This window comes from Nocardioides ultimimeridianus (assembly GCF_054777895.1).
In genome coordinates this window covers 411,542-429,264 of sequence record NZ_BAAHAB010000009.1, presented here as the reverse complement: position 1 = coordinate 429,264, position 17,723 = coordinate 411,542, and the positions used below count along the sequence as shown (strand labels likewise).

17 protein-coding genes are annotated in these 17,723 nt (G+C 71.0%); 11 read left to right on the top strand and 6 right to left on the bottom strand.

Features of this window, described 5'->3' with window-relative positions; translation table 11 throughout:
• The 5 genes from infB to ACYU8V_RS10580 all read left to right on the top strand — a co-directional run.
• A partial coding sequence (infB, locus tag ACYU8V_RS10600) for a translation initiation factor IF-2 (RefSeq protein WP_460847208.1) occupies window positions 1-2,408 on the top strand: 2,408 nt, incomplete at its 5' end.
• A 76-nt stretch (window positions 2,409-2,484) separates the two neighbouring features.
• Entirely contained in the window at window positions 2,485-2,952 is a 468-nt protein-coding gene (gene rbfA, locus ACYU8V_RS10595) for a 30S ribosome-binding factor RbfA (RefSeq protein ID WP_460847207.1), read from the top strand.
• Entirely contained in the window at window positions 2,949-3,815 is an 867-nt protein-coding gene (gene truB / locus ACYU8V_RS10590) for a tRNA pseudouridine(55) synthase TruB (RefSeq protein ID WP_460847206.1), read from the top strand. Before rbfA ends, truB begins: the two co-directional genes overlap by 4 nt.
• The gene (locus ACYU8V_RS10585; RefSeq protein WP_460847204.1) at window positions 3,812-4,771 is read left to right on the top strand and encodes a bifunctional riboflavin kinase/FAD synthetase; all 960 of its coding nucleotides are present in this window, start codon (window positions 3,812-3,814) and stop codon (window positions 4,769-4,771) included. Before truB ends, ACYU8V_RS10585 begins: the two co-directional genes overlap by 4 nt.
• Window positions 4,772-4,821: 50 nt before the next feature.
• Entirely contained in the window at window positions 4,822-6,045 is a 1,224-nt protein-coding gene (locus ACYU8V_RS10580) for a molybdopterin-dependent oxidoreductase (RefSeq protein ID WP_460847203.1), read from the top strand.
• On the opposite strand, the gene ACYU8V_RS10575 is transcribed toward ACYU8V_RS10580, so the two are convergent.
• Window positions 6,042-6,752 carry a DUF998 domain-containing protein gene (locus tag ACYU8V_RS10575; RefSeq protein WP_460847202.1) on the bottom strand — a complete coding sequence of 237 codons (711 nt, stop codon included), beginning with the start codon at window positions 6,750-6,752 and terminating at the stop codon, window positions 6,042-6,044. The genes ACYU8V_RS10580 and ACYU8V_RS10575 overlap by 4 nt on opposite strands.
• Window positions 6,753-6,992: 240 nt before the next feature.
• Here ACYU8V_RS10575 and rpsO point away from each other — a divergent pair, with 240 nt between their 5' ends.
• The 3 genes from rpsO to ACYU8V_RS10560 all read left to right on the top strand — a co-directional run bounded on the left by rpsO (window position 6,993) and on the right by ACYU8V_RS10560 (window position 11,039).
• A complete protein-coding gene (gene rpsO / locus ACYU8V_RS10570; RefSeq protein ID WP_460847200.1) occupies window positions 6,993-7,268 on the top strand; it encodes a 30S ribosomal protein S15 in 276 nt (91 codons plus the stop codon).
• Window positions 7,269-7,416: 148 nt separating this feature from the next.
• Entirely contained in the window at window positions 7,417-9,672 is a 2,256-nt protein-coding gene (locus ACYU8V_RS10565) for a polyribonucleotide nucleotidyltransferase (RefSeq protein ID WP_460847199.1), read from the top strand.
• Window positions 9,669-11,039: a M16 family metallopeptidase gene (locus tag ACYU8V_RS10560; protein ID WP_460847198.1), complete on the top strand. Its 1,371-nt coding sequence runs from the start codon at window positions 9,669-9,671 to the stop codon at window positions 11,037-11,039. Before ACYU8V_RS10565 ends, ACYU8V_RS10560 begins: the two co-directional genes overlap by 4 nt.
• A 97-nt stretch (window positions 11,040-11,136) precedes the next feature.
• Here the strand turns inward: ACYU8V_RS10560 and ACYU8V_RS10555 are convergent, their stop codons facing one another.
• The gene (locus ACYU8V_RS10555; protein WP_460847197.1) at window positions 11,137-11,655 is read right to left on the bottom strand and encodes a class I SAM-dependent methyltransferase; all 519 of its coding nucleotides are present in this window, start codon (window positions 11,653-11,655) and stop codon (window positions 11,137-11,139) included.
• A gap of 65 nt (window positions 11,656-11,720) precedes the next feature.
• On the opposite strand from ACYU8V_RS10555, the gene dapB reads away from it, so the two are divergent.
• Window positions 11,721-12,509 (top strand): 4-hydroxy-tetrahydrodipicolinate reductase, encoded by a 789-nt coding sequence (gene dapB, locus ACYU8V_RS10550; RefSeq protein WP_460847196.1) that lies wholly within the window; start codon window positions 11,721-11,723, stop codon window positions 12,507-12,509.
• A gap of 6 nt (window positions 12,510-12,515) precedes the next feature.
• Here dapB and ACYU8V_RS10545 read toward each other — a convergent pair whose 3' ends face one another.
• Window positions 12,516-13,046, bottom strand: a complete 531-nt coding sequence (locus ACYU8V_RS10545; protein ID WP_460847195.1) for a GNAT family N-acetyltransferase — start codon at window positions 13,044-13,046, stop codon at window positions 12,516-12,518.
• A gap of 67 nt (window positions 13,047-13,113) precedes the next feature.
• On the opposite strand from ACYU8V_RS10545, the gene ACYU8V_RS10540 reads away from it, so the two are divergent.
• On the top strand, window positions 13,114-14,121 hold the full coding sequence (locus tag ACYU8V_RS10540; protein WP_460847193.1) for an aldo/keto reductase family protein: 1,008 nt from the start codon (window positions 13,114-13,116) through the stop codon (window positions 14,119-14,121).
• A gap of 118 nt (window positions 14,122-14,239) precedes the next feature.
• Window positions 14,240-15,568 (top strand): GGDEF domain-containing protein, encoded by a 1,329-nt coding sequence (locus ACYU8V_RS10535; RefSeq protein WP_460847192.1) that lies wholly within the window; start codon window positions 14,240-14,242, stop codon window positions 15,566-15,568.
• Between the two features lie 4 nt (window positions 15,569-15,572).
• Here the strand turns inward: ACYU8V_RS10535 and ACYU8V_RS10530 are convergent, their stop codons facing one another.
• The 3 genes from ACYU8V_RS10530 to nadA are packed head-to-tail and all read right to left on the bottom strand — an operon-like array spanning window position 15,573 to window position 17,704.
• Window positions 15,573-16,166: a DUF3043 domain-containing protein gene (locus ACYU8V_RS10530; protein ID WP_460847190.1), complete on the bottom strand. Its 594-nt coding sequence runs from the start codon at window positions 16,164-16,166 to the stop codon at window positions 15,573-15,575.
• A 1-nt stretch (window position 16,167) separates the two neighbouring features.
• Window positions 16,168-16,536 carry a zinc ribbon domain-containing protein YjdM gene (locus ACYU8V_RS10525; protein ID WP_460847189.1) on the bottom strand — a complete coding sequence of 123 codons (369 nt, stop codon included), beginning with the start codon at window positions 16,534-16,536 and terminating at the stop codon, window positions 16,168-16,170.
• A complete protein-coding gene (gene nadA, locus ACYU8V_RS10520) occupies window positions 16,529-17,704 on the bottom strand; it encodes a quinolinate synthase NadA (protein WP_460847188.1) in 1,176 nt (391 codons plus the stop codon). The genes ACYU8V_RS10525 and nadA overlap by 8 nt, the downstream gene beginning before the upstream one ends.
• Between the last annotated feature and the right edge of the window lie 19 nt (window positions 17,705-17,723).

Here is a 17,723-nt window from a genome sequence, read left to right as displayed (position 1 = left end):
CCGCTCCGGCCGCCCCCGAGGGCGGCACCGCCGCCCCGAAGCCGCCCACCCCGCGGGCACCCGCCCCGCGTCCGGTCGGCAAGCCCGGTGGCACGCGTCCCGGCAACAACCCGTTCGCGCCCAGCCAGGGCATGGGCCGTCGGCCCGCCCCCGCGCCGCGTGACGGCGAGGCGCCGGACGACAACCGTCCGCCGCGTCCCCCGGCTCCGGGCGGTCGCCCGGGCATGCCGCGCCCGAACCCGGCGATGATGCCGAAGTCCCCTGCCGCCTTCGCCGCGGGTCCCGCGGGCCGTCGTGGCCCCGGTGGTCCCGGTGGCGGCCCCGGCCGTCCCGGTGCTGGCCCCGGCCGTCCCGGTGCTCCGGGCCGTGGTGGCCCGGGAGGTGGCGCCGGTGCCGGTGCTCCGGGTCGTCCCGGTGGCGCGCCCGGCGGCTTCGCCGGTCGCCCCGGTGGCGGTGGCAACCGTCCCGGCCAGCGTGGCCAGACCCAGGGTGCCTTCGGTCGCCCCGGTGGTCCGGCGCGTCGCGGTCGCAAGTCGAAGCGGGCACGTCGCCAGGAGTTCGAGGCCATGGAGGCCCCGACCCTGGGCGGCATGCGCGTCCGCAAGGGCAACGGCGAGACCGTGCGTCTCGCCCGTGGGTCCTCGCTGACCGACTTCGCCGAGAAGATCGGCCTGGACGCCGCTGCCCTGGTGCAGATGCTGTTCCACCTCGGCGAGATGGTCACGTCCACCCAGTCGGTGGGCGACGAGACGCTGGAGCTGCTCGGTGACGAGCTGAACTACGTCGTCGAGATCGTCTCCCCGGAGGACGAGGACCGCGAGCTCCTGGAGAGCTTCGACCTCGAGTTCGGTGCCGACGAGGGCGACGAGTCCGACCTGGTCGTCCGCCCGCCGGTCGTCACGGTCATGGGCCACGTCGACCACGGAAAGACCAAGCTTCTCGACGCCCTCCGTGGCGCCAACGTGGTCGCGGGCGAGGCCGGTGGCATCACCCAGCACATCGGTGCCTACCAGGTGCACACCGACGTCGACGGCAACGACCGACGCATCACCTTCATCGACACCCCCGGTCACGAGGCGTTCACCGCCATGCGTGCCCGCGGCTCGCAGTCCTCGGACATCGCGATCCTCGTGGTCGCGGCGGACGACGGCGTGATGCCGCAGACGGTCGAGGCGCTCAACCACGCTAAGGCCGCCGGTGTGCCGATCGTGGTCGCGGTCAACAAGATCGACAAGCCCGAGGCGGACCCGACCAAGGTCCGTGGCCAGCTCACCGAGTACGGCCTGATCCCCGAGGAGTACGGCGGCGACGCGATGTTCGTCGACGTCTCGGCCAAGGCGGGGCTCAACCTCGACAAGCTGCTCGAGGCCGTCGTCCTCACCGCGGACGCCTCGCTCGACCTGCGGGCCAACCCGACCCAGGACGCCCAGGGTCTGGTCGTCGAGGCGCACCTGGACCGCGGTCGCGGTCCGGTCGCCACGGTGCTGGTCCAGCGCGGCACGCTCCGCGTCGGCGACTCGATCGTCGCCGGTCCGGCCTACGGCCGCGTCCGCGCGATGCTCGACGAGTTCGGCAAGGAGATGGCGCAGGCCGATCCCGGTCAGCCGGCGATGGTCCTCGGTCTCTCGGCGGTGCCGGGTGCGGGCCAGAACTTCATCGTGGTGGAGGACGACCGCGTCGCCCGCCAGATCGCGGAGAAGCGGGAGGCTCGCGAGCGGGCCGCCCTGCAGGCCAAGCGCCGCGTCCGTCGTACCCTCGAGGACTTCATGGCCTCCATGGAGAGCGGGGAGAGCCAGGAGCTCAACCTCATCCTCAAGGGCGACGTGTCCGGTTCGGTCGAGGCCCTCGAGGACGCCCTCGCGGCGATCGAGGTCGGCGACGAGGTCTCGCTGCGGGTCATCGACCGTGGTGTCGGTGCGATCACCGAGGCCAACGTCAACCTGGCGGCTGCCTCCGACGCGATCATCATCGGCTTCAACGTCCGTGCGCAGGGCAAGGCCGCCGAGCTCGCCGACAAGGAAGGTGTCGAGGTCAAGTACTACTCGGTCATCTACCAGGCGATCGAGGAGATCGAGGCCGCGCTCAAGGGCATGCTCAAGCCGGAGTACGAGGAGGTCACCCTCGGTCAGGCCGAGATCCGTGCCATCTTCCGCTCCAGCAAGATCGGCAACATCGCCGGTTGCATGGTCACCAGCGGCCTGCTGCGACGCAACGCCAAGGTGCGCGTGCTCCGCGACGGTGCGGTCATCGCCGACAACCTCGACCTGGCCTCGCTCAAGCGGGAGAAGGACGACGCCTCCGAGGTCCGCGAGGGCTTCGAGTGCGGTCTGGTGCTCCGGAACTTCCAGGACATCAAGGAGGGCGACATCGTCGAGGCCTTCGAGATGAAGGAGATCCCGCGGTCCTGACCGCGGGTCATCGAACCGGTCGGAGCCGGTGGCATCGTGAGATGCCACCGGCTCTGCCGACTGATAGGAAATGAACATGAGTAGCCCGCGCGTGCGCAGGATCGCCGACCGGATCAAGGTCATCGTGGCCGAGATGCTGGAGCGGCGGATCAAGGATCCGAGGCTCGGGTTCGTCACCATCACCGACGTACGGCTGACCGGCGACGGCCAGCAGGCGTCGATCTTCTACACCGTGCTCGGCGACGACCCTGCCGAGTCCGCGAAGGCGCTGGAGTCGGCCAAGGGCGTCATCCGCTCGGAGGTCTCCAAGCAGCTCGGCATGCGGATCGTGCCGACCCTGACGTTCTTCCACGACGCGCTCCCCGAGACCGCGCGGCACCTCGACGAGGTCCTGGAGAAGGCCCGCCAGGCCGACGCCGAGGTCGCGGCGCAGCGTGCCGGAGCGACGTACGCCGCCGGCGAGGACCCGTACAAGAAGCCGCACGACGAGGCCGACCAGGACGACGAGGACGACGAGCTCGGGGACGAGGACGACGAGGTATGACCGAGTCCGGGCTGGTCATCGTCGACAAGCCCGCCGGGATCACCTCCCACACGGTCGTCTCGCGGGTCCGGCGACTGGCCGGCACCCGCAAGGTCGGTCACGCCGGCACCCTCGACCCGATGGCGACCGGTGTCCTGGTCGTCGGCGTCGAGCGGGCGACCCGGCTGCTGGGCCACCTGATGCTCACCGAGAAGGCGTACGACGCCACGGTCCGCCTCGGCTGCACCAGCACCACCGACGATGCCGAGGGCGAGCTCAACCCGGCTGTCGCGACCGGCCACCTGGCCGAGGAGGCGATCCGCGCGGCGTTCGCCACGCAGGTCGGTGACATCTCCCAGGTCCCCACGGCCGTCAGCGCCATCAAGGTCGACGGCAAGCGCGCCTACCAGCGGGTCCGCGACGGCGAGGACGTCGAGCTCAAGGCGCGTCCGGTGACGGTGCACGAGCTCACCGTGCACGACGTACGCCGGACCGACGGCTTCGTCGACGTCGACCTCTCGGTCCGCTGCTCCTCGGGCACCTACATCCGCGCGATCGCCCGCGACGTCGGCGCCGCGCTCGGCGTCGGTGGCCACCTGACCGCGCTGCGGCGTACCACTGTCGGGCCGTACGGCCTCGACAGCGCGCACACCCTCGACGAGCTGGGGGAGGACTTCCGGCTCCTGCCCATCGCGGCCGCGGCCCGTGCGGCGTTCCCGTCGGTCGACCTCGACGGCGCCCAGGAGCAGGAGGTCCGCTACGGCCGCCGGCTGGAGCTCGCCATCGACGCGCTGACCGCGGTCTTCGCCCCCGACGGCACCTTCCTCGCGCTGTACCGACCCGACGGGGCCCACGCGCGGCCCGAGGCGGTGTTCGTAGGATGAGCGACGTGCGAGCGTGGCGCGACTTCGATGAGGTACCGGCCGATCTGGGCCGCACCGTCGTCACCATCGGCAACTTCGACGGCATGCACCTGGGCCACCAGCACGTCGTACGCCGGGCGCGCGAGATGGCCGCGCAGGTCGGCGCCGACGCGGTCGTCGCCGTCACCTTCGACCCGCACCCGATCGCGGTGCTGCGCCCGGAGCACGCGCCGCCCACGCTGACGACGATGGCGGTGCGGCTGCAGCTGCTGGCCGCGGCCGGCGTCGACGACGTGCTGGTCATCCCGTTCAGCCGCGAGATCGCGGGCTGGAGCCCGCAGGAGTTCGTCGACCGGATCATCGTCGGCGCCCTGCACGCCAAGGCGGTCGTGGTCGGCGCGAACTTCCGGTTCGGCAACCGCGCCGCGGGCGACTGCAACCTGCTGCGCGAGGCCGGTCTCGAGCACGACTTCGTCGTCGACGAGGTGTCCCTCGACGGCGGCCCGCAGGTCTGGTCCTCCACCTACGTCCGCACCTGCCTCGCCGCCGGCGACGTCACCGGCGCCGCGGAGGCGCTCGGACGGCCGTTCAGCGTCCGCGGCGAGGTCGTCCGGGGGGACCAGCGCGGTCGGGAGCTGGGCTATCCGACCGCCAACGTCCCGCTGCGGGCCGGGGCGGCGGCTCCCGCCGATGGTGTGTACGCCGGCCGACTCACCGTGCTCGACGGCCCGGACGCCGCCACGTCGTACCCGGCCGCGATCTCGGTCGGCACCAACCCGACCTTCGACGGGGAGCGGGAGCGACGCGTGGAGTCCTACGTCCTCGACCGCACCGACCTGGACCTCTACGGCCGCGAGGTCGAGGTGTCCTTCGCGGAGCGGCTGCGCGGGATGGTGCGCTTCGACTCGGTCGAGGACCTGCTCGTGGCGATGGCCGACGACGTGGCGCGCGCGAGGGATCTGCTCGGCGTGAGCTGAACTCGCTCCGGCTCTCAACCGGAGTAAGTCGATCGTATTAACGTCGGCGCATGTCAGGCGCGCGTCTCTCCCGTCGATCCCTGCTCGGCTCCGCCTTCGGCGGCGCCGTCGCCCTCTCCGTCGCCGACCTGCTGCCCGGTCTCGCGGAGCGGGCCGTCGCTGGCGCTCCTGCGATCCTCAAGGCCCTGCCGGCCGCCTGGTTCATCGACTACGGCACCAACGCGGAGATGCGCTGGGACTCGGTGGATCCCGCGGTCTACGCGACGACCCAGGAGCGCCTCTTCGTGCGCGACCACGTCTCGACGCCGACGATCGACGCCTCGGCGTACGCGCTGCGGATCTTCGGGGACGGCCTCGAGGATCCGGCGGGCGTGACGCTCACCCTGGACCAGGTCAAGGCGTTCCCGAACGTGCAGCACACCTCGGTGCACGAGTGCACCGGCAACGGCCGCAGCCTCTTCGCCTCCCAGCAGGGGCAGTCGGTGGCCGGCACCAGGTGGACCCTCGGTGCGGTCGCCACGGTGCGCTGGGACGGCGTGCGGCTGGGCGACGTGCTCCGGGCCGTCGGGATCCGGCCCGACGCGGTCTCGATCATGTCCAGCGGGCTCGACCCGCACTACGTCAGCGGCGGCGTGGACTACGGGCCGGTGCGTCGCCCGTTCCCGGTCGAGAAGGCCTTCGACGACGCCCTCCTGGCGTGGGGGATCGATGGTGCACCACTGCTCCCCGACCACGGCTACCCGCTGCGCCTGGTGCTGCCCGGCTGGATCGGTGTCGCCTCGACCAAGTGGCTGGGCTCGCTCGAGGTGTCGACCAGCGAGCAGACGTCGCCCTGGAGCACGACCTGGTACAACATCGACGGCCCGCTGACTGTCAACCCGGTCCGATCGGCCTTCGAGCTGGCGTGGAACGCCCAGATCCCCGCGGCGTCGTCCGTCACGGTGACCGGGCGCTCGTGGAGCGGTCTCGCGCCGATCGCGGCCGTCGAGATCAGCCTGGACGGGGGCGCGACCTGGACGCACGCGGACCTCGGCCGCACCTACGTCGGCCGCGGCGAGCCACACCGTGGCTCCGGCCGCCCCACCGGGTCCGGCGACGGGGGCTTCGGGTGGACCCAGTGGTCCTTCACCCTGCGCCGGCCGGCCAAGGGTGCGCGCACGCTGATGGCCCGGGCGACCGACCAGGCGGGTCGCACCCAGCCCGACGTGGCGGCGTACAACCCCAACGGGTACTTCTTCGACGCCGTGGTCCGGCACCCGGTCACGTTGGTCTAGGAGCAGTCCTGGCAGGGGGTGGCCGGGGCACTGCGGGTGTTCGACGCGGCGGTCTCCTGCGGGACCTCGTCGCCGTGCGGCTCCAGGAACACCATCGCCACCGCTCCGGCGAACAGCACGAAGAAGAACGCCTCGACCGGCGCGTCCCAGCGGTCGATCAGGTAGGACAGGGCGAGGGCTGGGTAGCCCAGCAGCAGCCCGACGGCCAGCGCGGATGCGGAGACCGACCAGACCCCTGCCCTCCGGTCGCGCAGTCGGCGCCACATCAGCACGATGGCGGCCGTGGCGAAGCCGAACTCGGCGATGCCGGAGGCCATGTGCAGGTAGTGGTGGAGCGGCAGTTGGAAGCTCCACTCGGCGGCCCGACAGGCGTCGTCGCGACCCTCGGGGCATGCATAGGGGTAGACCCCGCCGACCACGCCGGCCAGGCCGAAGCCCATCAGCAGCTTCCACTCGCGCACGCGCTCGTCGGCCAGGGGAGGGCCGAGGACCATGAGGCCCACGCAGATGAGCAGCCCGGACGCGATGTCGAGTCGCTCGAAGACAGACGCATGGGGGACGCCGGTCGCCTCGAGGTCGCTGAACATCCCGTCCGGGCTGGCGATCAGCCCCGTCGCAACCGCGCCGACCCACCAGTTGTAGGTGAGCACGCTGAGCAGGCCCAGCAACCGGGCTGTGGAGCGTGCAGCGGGCGAGTGGGGAGCCACGCGCACCATTGTCCAGCACCTTGGTTGGGGCCGCCAACGGTTTTCGGAAAAATGTGCGAGCGGCGCGCGTCACTCCCGCACCCCCGGCAGTCGTACGCCGATTCGGCCGGCCCCCGCCCGCGTTGATAGCCTTTCCAGGTTGCCCACAGGGCGACGTACGCCGTCAGACGGCCGCGGACCGAGAGCGCTCCAGGAATTCAGGCTGGGGCACCGCGCAACGAACCGGAAGAAGGAATCCACATGGCAGTCGGAACCGACGCTGCGACCAAGGCGAGCATCATCGCCGAGTACGCCACCACCGAGGGTGACACCGGTTCGCCGGAGGTCCAGATCGCGCTGCTCAGCCACCGCATCTCGCACCTGACCGAGCACCTCAAGCAGCACAAGCACGACCACCACAGCCGTCGTGGCCTGCTTCTGCTGGTCGGTCAGCGCCGCCGTCTCCTCAACTACCTGAAGAAGACCGAGATCGAGCGGTACCGCTCGATCGTCGAGCGCCTGGGGCTGCGTCGTTGATCGCGACCCCCTCAGCATGAAGAACGGACAGCCCCGGCTCGGGGCTGTCCGTTCTGCATTTCCCTGCCCGCCCGATAGGGTGAGCAGGACAACAAGTCCGAAATCCTGTGGGGCAGCGTGCTCCACGACGTACGAATAAGAGAACATCTTGACTGAACCCGTCATCTCCGCCGTCGAGACCGTCATTGACAACGGCAAGTTCGGCACCCGCACCGTCAAGTTCGAGACCGGGCTCCTGGCCCGCCAGGCCGCCGGTTCGGTGAGCGCCTACCTCGACGACGACACGATGCTGCTGTCGGCCACCACGGCCGGCAAGCACCCGAAGGACCACTTCGACTTCTTCCCGCTGACCATCGACGTCGAGGAGCGGATGTACGCCGCGGGCAAGATCCCCGGCTCGTTCTTCCGGTCCGAGGGGCGCCCTGGCGAGGACGCGATCCTCGCCTGCCGCCTGATCGACCGCCCGCTGCGCCCGACCTTCAAGAAGGGTCTGCGCAACGAGGTCCAGGTCGTCATCACCGTGATGGCGCTCAACCCGGACACCCCCTACGACGTGCTCGCGATCAACGCCGCGTCGCTGTCCACCCAGCTCTCCGGCCTGCCGTTCTCCGGTCCGGTCGGTGCCACCCGCGTGGCGCTCATCGAGGGCCAATGGGTCGCGTTCCCGACCCACAGCCAGCTCGAGAAGGCGACCTTCGACATGGTCGTCGCCGGCCGGGTCACCGAGACCGGTGACGTCGCGATCATGATGGTCGAGGCCGAGGCCCCCGAGGCCACCCTCGAGCTGCTCCAGGGCGGCGCCCAGGCGCCGACCGAGGAGATCGTGGCCGGTGGCCTCGACGCCGCGAAGCCGTTCATCAAGCAGCTCTGCGAGGCGCAGTCCGAGCTCGCCAACGTGGCCGCCAAGCCGGTCCAGGAGTTCCCGATCTTCCTGGAGTACCAGGATGACGTCTACGAGGCCGTCGAGGCCGCTGTCGGCGCCGACGTGCACGACCTCTACACCGTCGGTGGCAAGCGCGAGAAGGTCCTGTCCAAGCAGGAGCGCGAGGAGGAGGGCGACCGGATCAAGGCCGCGCTGCTCGACAAGATCGGTGCCCAGTTCGAGGGCCGCGAGGGCGAGATCGGTGCGGCGTACAAGGCCGTCACCAAGAAGGCCATCCGCACCCAGGTCCTGCGCGACAAGGTCCGCATCGACGGTCGCGGCCTGGCCGACATCCGTCCGCTGCACGCCGAGGTCGGCGTAATCCCGCGGGTGCACGGCTCGGCGCTGTTCGAGCGTGGCGAGACCCAGATCCTGGGCGTCACCACCCTGGACATGCTCAAGATGGAGCAGCAGCTCGACACGCTGTCGCCGGAGAAGCACCGGCGCTACATGCACAAGTACATCTTCCCGCCGTTCTCCACCGGTGAGACCGGCCGCGTCGGCTCGCCGAAGCGTCGCGAGATCGGTCACGGTGCGCTCGCCCGCCGCGCGCTCCTGCCGGTGCTCCCGAGCCGCGAGGAGTTCCCCTACGCGATCCGCCAGCTCTCCGAGGCCATGGGCTCCAACGGCTCCACCTCGATGGGCTCGGTCTGCGCCTCGACGCTGGCCATGCTCGCCGCGGGTGTCCCGCTGAAGGCGTCGGTCGCCGGCATCGCCATGGGCCTGATCTCGGGCGAGGTCGACGGCAAGACCGAGTACGTCGCGCTGACCGACATCCTCGGCGCCGAGGACGCGTTCGGCGACATGGACTTCAAGGTCGCCGGCACCAAGGAGTTCGTGACCGCCCTCCAGCTCGACACCAAGCTCGACGGCATCCCCGCCGAGGTCCTCGGTGCCGCGCTCAAGCAGGCGCGCGACGCCCGCCTGAGCATCCTGGAGGTCATGGCCGAGGCGATCGACGCTCCGCAGGAGATGTCGATCCACGCGCCGCGGATCATCACCGTGAAGGTCCCCGTGGACAAGATCGGCGAGGTCATCGGCCCGAAGGGCAAGGTCATCAACCAGATCCAGGACGACACGGGCGCGACCCTGTCGATCGAGGACGACGGCACGGTGTACATCGGTGCGACCAACGGCGAGGCCGCCGAGGCCGCCCGCCAGGCCGTCAACGCAATCGCCAACCCGACGATGCCCGAGGTCGGCGAGCGCTACATCGGCACGGTCGTGAAGACGACCAACTTCGGTGCGTTCGTGGCGCTCATGCCCGGCAAGGACGGCCTGCTGCACATCAGCAAGCTGCGTGGCCTCGCCGGCGGCAAGCGCGTCGACAACGTCGAGGACGTCGTCTCGGTCGGCCAGAAGCTCCAGGTCGAGATCGCCGAGATCGACGACCGCGGCAAGCTGTCGCTGATCCCGGTGGTCGAGGACGCCGAGGGTGCGGCCGACGAGGCCGCCGAGGTCGAGGGCTCCGAGGAGGAGTGACCAAGCTCCACCTCCCGACGGCCGGCCAGCGATTCGCTGGCCGGCCGTCGGCCTTCCCCCCGGCGGCGCGTGCGACCACGCGGACGCTGGAGACGGTGCGCGACGCCGCCGGCCAGGTCACCTCGCAGGTACGCCGCACGCAGCTCCCCTCGGGCCTGCGGATCATCACCGAGCAGATGGCCGGGGCCCGGTCGGCCTCGATCGGCGTCTGGGTCGGGGTCGGCTCGCGCGACGAGCGGGCGACCACCCACGGCGCCTCGCACTTCCTCGAGCACGTGCTGTTCAAGGGCACCCGGTCGCGCACGGCGCTGGACATCTCGATCGCGCTCGACGCGGTCGGTGGCGAGTTCAATGCGTTCACCGCCAAGGAGTACACCTGCTTCCACGCGCGGGTCCTCGCCGAGGACCTGCCGCTGGCCGTCGACGTCCTCGGCGACATGATCACCGACTCGCTGATCACCACCCACGACGTGGACGCCGAGCGCGACGTCATCCTCGACGAGATCGCCATGCACGACGACGATCCCGATGACGTGGTCCACAACCTGTTCGCCGAGATCGCCTGGGGCAGCGACAGCCCGCTGGGCCGCTCGATCGCCGGCAGCACCGAGTCGATCGAGCAGATGCCACGGGCGACGATCCGGCGGTTCTGGAAGCGGCACTACACACCGGCCACGATGGTGGTCGCCGCCGCGGGCGCGGTCGACCACGCCACCGTCGTACGACTGGTGAAGGAGGCGTTCGCGCGCAACGACTTCCTCTCCGGCGAGGCCGAGCCCGCCCCGCCCCGCCACGGCGGCCGGCGCCCGAAGGTCGCGCCCGGGCAGGCGCGGGTCGAGCGGCCCTTCGAGCAGGTCAACCTGGTGGTCGGATCCGAGGGCCCCGCCCGCGACGACGAGAGCCGCTTCGCGCTCGGGGTGGTGTCGACCGCGCTCGGCGGAGGTACGTCGAGCCGGCTGTTCCAGGAGATCCGGGAGCGCCGGGGCCTGGCCTACTCGGTCTACTCCTTCGCCAGCCACTACGCCGACTCCGGTCTGGTCGGGGTCGCGCTCGGCTGCCTGCCGGACCGCGCCGACCACGCGCTCGCGGTGGTGCGCGACGAGCTGGCCCGGCTGGCCGCCGACGGCATCGACGCCGACGAGCTGCGCCGGGGCAAGGGGCAGCTGGTCGGCGGTCTCGTGCTCGGCCTGGAGGACTCCGGCGCGCGGATGATGCGCCTGGGCAAGGGAGAGCTCACCCACTCCCAGCTCTACGGCATCGACGAGGTCATCGCGAAGATCGAGGCGGTCACGCTGGAGGAGTGTGCGGCGGTCGCCGCGGACGTCTTCGCGCGGCCCGAGGTGCTGGCGGTCGTCGGCCCCGCCTGACGCGAATCCGGACTTCTGGTCGACCGAGTTCTGGCTTGTGGTCAGCCCAAGCTCGAGCTTCGGCTGACCACCAGTCAGAACTCGCGGTCAGCGGCGGCTACCTGCGCCCGATGATGCCGATGACGGGTGGGTTCTTGCTGTCGACGATGTAGACCCGGAACCCACCCTCGGTGAGGGCGGCGGAGGTCTTCGCGAGGATCTCGGGGACGTCCTCCTCGCGCGCGGTGTTGTAGAACAGGTTGACCGAGCCCCCGGGCAGGACGCGCTCGTGCAGCAGCGCGACCTCCTCCTTGCAGTCGCGCACCCAGAACAGGTTGACGTCGAAGGCGAAGACCTTGGTCAGCCGCTTGACCGGGACCCGCAGCGTGGCGAGGTCGATCTGGCGCACGGTGAGCCGCCCGGCCTCGATGTGCTGGGCGCAGCGCTGCTTGGTGCGGTCGACGCCGGCCTCGGACCGGTCGATCGCGAACATCTTGCCCTTGCCCTCGAGACGGCGGCAGATCAGGTCGGCGGCCGCACCCGACCCGCACCCGATCTCGAGCACGTGGTCGTTGTGCTGAACGTCCATGAAGTCGACCGCCCAGCGCAGGCGCGCCGGGATGCTCTGAACCGCCATGGGCCCAGCCTGCCAGAAATGGGCACCGACCGGCGCGCAGGGCGGCAACCATAGGATCTGGTGTCGTGACGACGAACGCCAGCACGACGGCCTCCGCACGCTCCGAGGTACGACGGGTCGGGGTGATCGGCGCCCGCGGGAAGGTCGGCTCCGAGGTGGTCCGGGCGGTCGAGTCCGCCGACGACCTCACCTTCACCGTGGGGGTCGACCAGGATGATCCGATCGAGTCGCTGGTCGAGAGCGACACCCAGGCGATCGTGGACTTCACCCACCCGGACGTGGTGATGGGCAACCTGGAGTTCTGCATCCGCAACGGCATCCACGCCGTCGTCGGCACCACCGGTTTCGACGACGCACGCCTCGACACGCTGCGCGGCTGGCTGGCCGACAGCCCGGGCGTCGGCGTCCTGATCGCGCCGAACTTCTCGATCGGCGCGATCCTGATGATGCGGTTCGCCGCTCTGGCCGCGCCGCTGTTCGAGTCCGTCGAGGTGGTCGAGCTGCACCACCCGACCAAGGCCGACGCGCCCAGCGGCACGGCCTCCCGCACCGCCGAGCTGATCGCGGCCGCCCGCCGCGAGGCCGGCAGCCCGCCGATGCCCGACGCGACCTCCACCGGCCTGGACGGCGCGCGCGGCGCCGATGTCGAGGGCGTGCGGGTGCACAGCGTCCGGGCCCGCGGCCTGATCGCCCACCAGGAGGTCATCCTGGGCGGCCTCGGCGAGACGCTGACGATCCGCCACGACTCGCTGGACCGCGTCTCGTTCACGCCGGGGGTCCTCACCGGGCTGCGCAACATCGCCGCGCACCCGGGACTCACCGTGGGCCTGGAGCACTTCCTCGATCTCGGCTGACGGAGGTCAGGCCAGCGCCGTGTGCAGCCGGACCTGACGCAGTGGGTGGCCGGTGTGCTCGTCGAGCAGCTCGCGGGTCGCGCCGTCCGCGGCCCAACCGGCCGACTCCAGGAACGCCCGGGTGGCGTCGTCGGTCGTCGGCAGCCAGGTCACCGCGCGGGTGAAGCGATCCGCGGCCAAGGCGTCGGCGCACGCCTGGAGCAGACGCGACCCGTGCCCCGCGCCGGTGGCGCCGGGGGAGATCAGCAGCTCGGTGATCTCCCCGTCGGTCGCCGGGTCGGCGTCGGGGTCGGTGGCGGGGCCGGTGTGTGCCACCCCCACGACGGTGGCGCCGGCGAGGGCCACGAGACAGCGCCGGCGCGCCTCGGGCGGCTGCGCGAGGCCGCGGCGTACGGCGTCCACGAGGTCGTCGCGCCCGAGACCGAGCTCGCTCAGCCGGCTGGCCAGCTCCTCGGCGTACCAGCTCGACAGCTGGAGATCGGCGATGCCGTCGGCGTCGGCCGGCCAGGCGATCCGGACCGAGACATCTGCATCCACCCGTCCATCCAACCAGCCCGCGCAGAACCCTGACCGCGGGGTTGCCGCGCTCACTAGGGTCGAGGACATGGAGATCCGCAACCTCGGCGCGAGTGGCCTGAAGATCTCGGCCATCGCCTACGGCAACTGGCTGACCCACGGCTCCCAGGTGGAGGAGGACGCCGCAGCGGCCTGCGTGCGCCGGGCCCTCGACGAGGGCATCACCACCTTCGACACGGCCGACGTCTATGCCAACACCGCCGCCGAGAGCGTCCTCGGACGTGCACTCGCCGGCGAGCGGCGCGAGGGCCTCGAGATCTTCACCAAGGTCTACTGGCCGACCGGCCCGGGCAAGCACAACGACCACGGCCTCTCCCGCAAGCATATCCTGGAGTCCATCAACGGCTCGCTGAAGCGGCTGGGCACCGACTACGTCGACCTGTACCAGGCGCATCGCTACGACTACGACACGCCGCTGGAGGAGACGATGCTGGCGTTCGCCGACGTCGTACGAGCGGGCAAGGCGCTCTACATCGGCGTCTCGGAGTGGAAGGCGGCCCAGATCCGGGAGGCGGCCTCGCTCGCGCGCGAGCTGCACGTGCCGCTCGTCTCCAACCAGCCTCAGTACTCCATGCTCTACCGGGTCATCGAGGCCGAGGTCGTGCCGGCCTGCCGGGAGCTCGGCCTGGGCCAGCTCGTCTGGTCGCCGGTCGCGCAGGGGGTGCTCACCGGGAAGTACCTGCCCGGGCAGCCGCCTCCGGAGGGCTCGCGCGCGACCGACGACAAGGGTGGGTCCACCTTCGTCGCCCGCTTCCTGCGCGACGACGTGCTGGAGCGGGTGCAGCGGCTGCTGCCGCTCGCCGCCGACTCGGGCCTGACCCTGGCCCAGCTCGCGGTCGCCTGGGTGCTCCAGAACGACAACGTCTCCGCCGCGCTGATCGGGGCCAGCCGCCCCGAGCAGGTCACCGAGAACGTCAAGGCCGCGGGGGTGAAGCTGGATCCCGAGGTGCTCGCCGCCATCGACGAGGTCCTCGGCGACGTGGTCGTGACCGACCCGGCGCTCACCGAGTCGCCCCGTCGCTCGGAGTGGTTGTGAGGATCTGACCCCCGCATATTCGCCGCCGGTTCCTCTCCGGTCGACCTCGCGCGGGCCGATGGTCACTGCATCGGGTCCCGACCGCGACTGACTGCCGCACCCGAGTGCGGAGGTGGTGATGAGAGGTACGACGCAGGGCGGCGACGTCCCGACCCTGCCGGCCGACCCCGGAGCCCCGACGGGCCCGGCGCGCTGGCCGTTCCTCCGCACCCCGCTCGTGTGCCAGGGCTGGATCACGACCGCCGTCCTGACGGCGCTCACCGTCCCGCTGCTGCTCGACCACCGGATCGGGCACGGTCACACCCCCCACGAGGCGCTCACCGCGCTGGTCATCGTCGTCATGTCGGTGCTGAACATCGAGATCGGCCGCCTGCTCGAGGGCGGCAAGTGCGATGACCAGCGCCCGCACAAGGCGCTGTCCACGTGGTCCTTCGCCTCGGCGCTCGTGCTCTCGATCGGCTGGCTGCTCCCGGTCGTCGCGCTCTGCTACGCCCACGGGCGCTGGCGCGGCATGCGGGTGCCGCTGTGGAAGTGGGTCGGCTCGGCGGCGTACGTCGTACTGGCGGGTGTCGTCGCCGCGATCACGGCTGAGCTGGTGATCGGCGGGCAGGGGAGCCTGACGCACGGCGACGGCCTGCGCGGCATGCTCGCCGTGCTCGCGAGCGCTGCGGCCTTCCTCGGCACCGAGACGGTCCTCTTCCACGGCAGTGCCTACCTCAACTCGCCCGAGGACGAGGTCTGGCTGCGCCAGACGCTGTCGAGCGGGTCCTTCTACCTGACCGAGACCGGCGTCATCCTGGTCGGCGGTCTCGCGGCGGCCGTCTGGAACGGCGGTGCGTGGTTCCTGGTGCTGCTGCTCCCCGTCTTCGTCCTCGCGCAGCGCGCGGCCCTGCACGAGCCGCTGCGGGAACGCGCCGACCACGACGACAAGACGGGCCTGCTGCGCTTCGAGTCCTGGCACCGCATGGCCCGCGCCGGTGCCGCCCAGTGCAACGCCAAGAGCGACGCCTGGAGCGTGCTGTTCGTGGACCTCGACCACTTCAAGCGGTTCAACGACACCTGGGGCCACCTCGCCGGCGACCTGGCCCTGGTGACGGTCGCCGACACGATCCGGCGCGAGGTGCGGGCGAGCGACATCGTCGCCCGGTTCGGCGGTGAGGAGTTCTGCGTCTTCCTGCCGCGCGCGGATCTCGACGAGGCGCGCCGGATCGCCGAGCGCATCCGCCTCTCCATCGAGGCGGCCGACCTGCCGGGCGAGCAGACCCTGACGATCAGCGCCGGCGTCGCGTCCGCGTCGCCGCCGGCCCGTGACGTCGACCTCGACGTGGCCCTGCTGACGGCGGACCGCGCGCTCTACGAGGCCAAGAGCAGTGGCCGCAACGGCACGTGCGCGCGCGTCGCGGCCCTTCCCGAGCGGGTCGGCGCGAAGCTGCCGACGGCGCTCTGAGCCGCTACCGGTCGTAGTCCTCGGGCAGCTGCTGGCCGACCTTGACCCGCGCCTTGGGCATCCGCAGGAACTTCATCTGCATCGACCGGGTAGCGGCGTAGAAGCTGGCGCCCTTGGTGGACTGGTCGGGGAAGCGCAGCTTGAGGTGGCGACGCAGCCGGACGCTGAGCAGCAGGATGTCGATGATGACGAAGAGGAAGGTCACCATCAGCACCAGCGAGCTCGCCGTGCGGAGGTTCTGGTTGCCGCTCCAGCCGAGGAAGAGCGAGACGATCAGCAGCGGGATCAGCATCTCCACGATGGAGAAGCGGGAGTCGACGAAGTCGCGCACGAAGCGGCGTACGGGACCCTTGTCGCGCGCCGGGAGGTAGCGGTCGTCGCCGGTCTTCATCGCCTCGCGCGCCTTCTGCTGGGCGCTCATCCGGCGCTGCCGCTCGGCGGTGGCCATCTCCTTGCGGGTGCGCGGCACCTTCGCGCGCTCCTTGGCCGCGGCCTCGGCCTCCTTGCGGGTGGGCGTGGGACGGCCCTTCCCGGACTCCTTGGCCGGCGCCTTCAGGGCATCGGCCGAGATCTCCTCGGGCTTGTTCCGCTTGAACACTTCAGGCCTTCCTGACCACGCTGGACTTGAGCTGCATCGATCCGAAGCCGTCGACCTTGCAGTCGATGTCGTGGCCGCCCACGACGGCCTCGGGGTCGACCAGGCGGATGCCGCGGACCTTCGTGCCGGCCTTGATGGCCCTCGGAGCGCCCTTGACGGGCAGGTCCTTGATGACCACCACGTCGTCACCGTCGGCGAGCGGGTTGCCGTTCGCGTCCTTGACGATCGCGGCCGCCGCGGCGGCGTCGGCTTCGGCGGCCGCCTCGGAGGGCGACCACTCGTGGGCGCACTCCGGGCAGACCATCAGGTCGCCGAGGGGATAGGTGTACTCGCTGCCGCAGGCCGGGCACGGCGGCAGCGCATCAGTCACGGTGGGTCTTCCCGGGCAGGTCGAGCATCCGCTGCAGCGCGACCAGGGCGTCCGCCTCGGTCTGCGGGTCGACCTCGATGACGTTGACCACGTTGCCGGCGACGAGGTTCTCCAGCGCCCACACGAAGTGGGGCAGGTCGATCCGGTTCATCGTCGAGCAGTAGCAGACGTTGCGGTCGAGGAAGACGATGTTCTTGTCCGGGTGCGCGTTCTTCAGGCGCTGGACGAGGTTGAGCTCGGTGCCGATGGCCCAGCTGGAGCCGGCCGGCGCCTCCTCGATCGTCTTGATGATGAACTCGGTCGATCCGACCAGGTCGGCCTTCAGCACGACCTCGTGCTGGCACTCGGGGTGCACGATCACGTTGAGGCCGTCGATCTTGGCCCGCAGCTCGTCGATGACGTCGCCGGAGAAGCGGCCGTGGACCGAGCAGTGGCCCTGCCACAGGATGACCTTGGCGTCCCGGATCTGCTCGAGGGTGAGCCCGCCGTTGGGCTTGAGCGGGTTCCACACCACGCAGTCCTCGAGGCGGTAGCCGAGCTTGAGCACGGCGGTGTTGCGGCCCAGGTGCTGGTCGGGCAGGAAGAGGACCTTGGTGTCCTCGCCCTTCTGCTGGAAGGCCCAGTCCAGGGCGACCTCGGCGTTGGACGAGGTGCAGACGACGCCGCCGTTGCGGCCGCAGAACGCCTTGATCGCGGCGCTGGAGTTCATGTAGGTGACCGGTACGACGAGGTCCTGGACGCCTGCCGCGGCGAGCGCTTCCCAGGCCTTCTCCACCTGGAAGATCCGGGCCATGTCGGCCATCGAGCAGCCGGCGGCCAGGTCGGGCAGGATCACCTGCTGGTCGGCCGTCGTGAGGATGTCGGCGGACTCGGCCATGAAGTGCACGCCGCAGAAGACGATGTACTCAGCCTCGGGGCGGGCCGCCGCGTCACGCGCGAGCTTGAAGGAGTCGCCGGTGACGTCGGCGAACTGGATGACCTCGTCGCGCTGGTAGTGGTGGCCGAGCACGAAGAGCCGCTCGCCGAGCGCCTCCTTGGCCGCCTTGGCGCGGGCGACCAGGTCGGGGTCGGAGGCCTCCGGCAGGTCGCCCGGGCAGTCGACGCCACGCTCGGAGAGCGGGTCGGTGCCCCGGCCGAGCGGAAGCAGCGGAAGGTCCACGGTGCTCATGCCCCGATCCTAGGGCGGG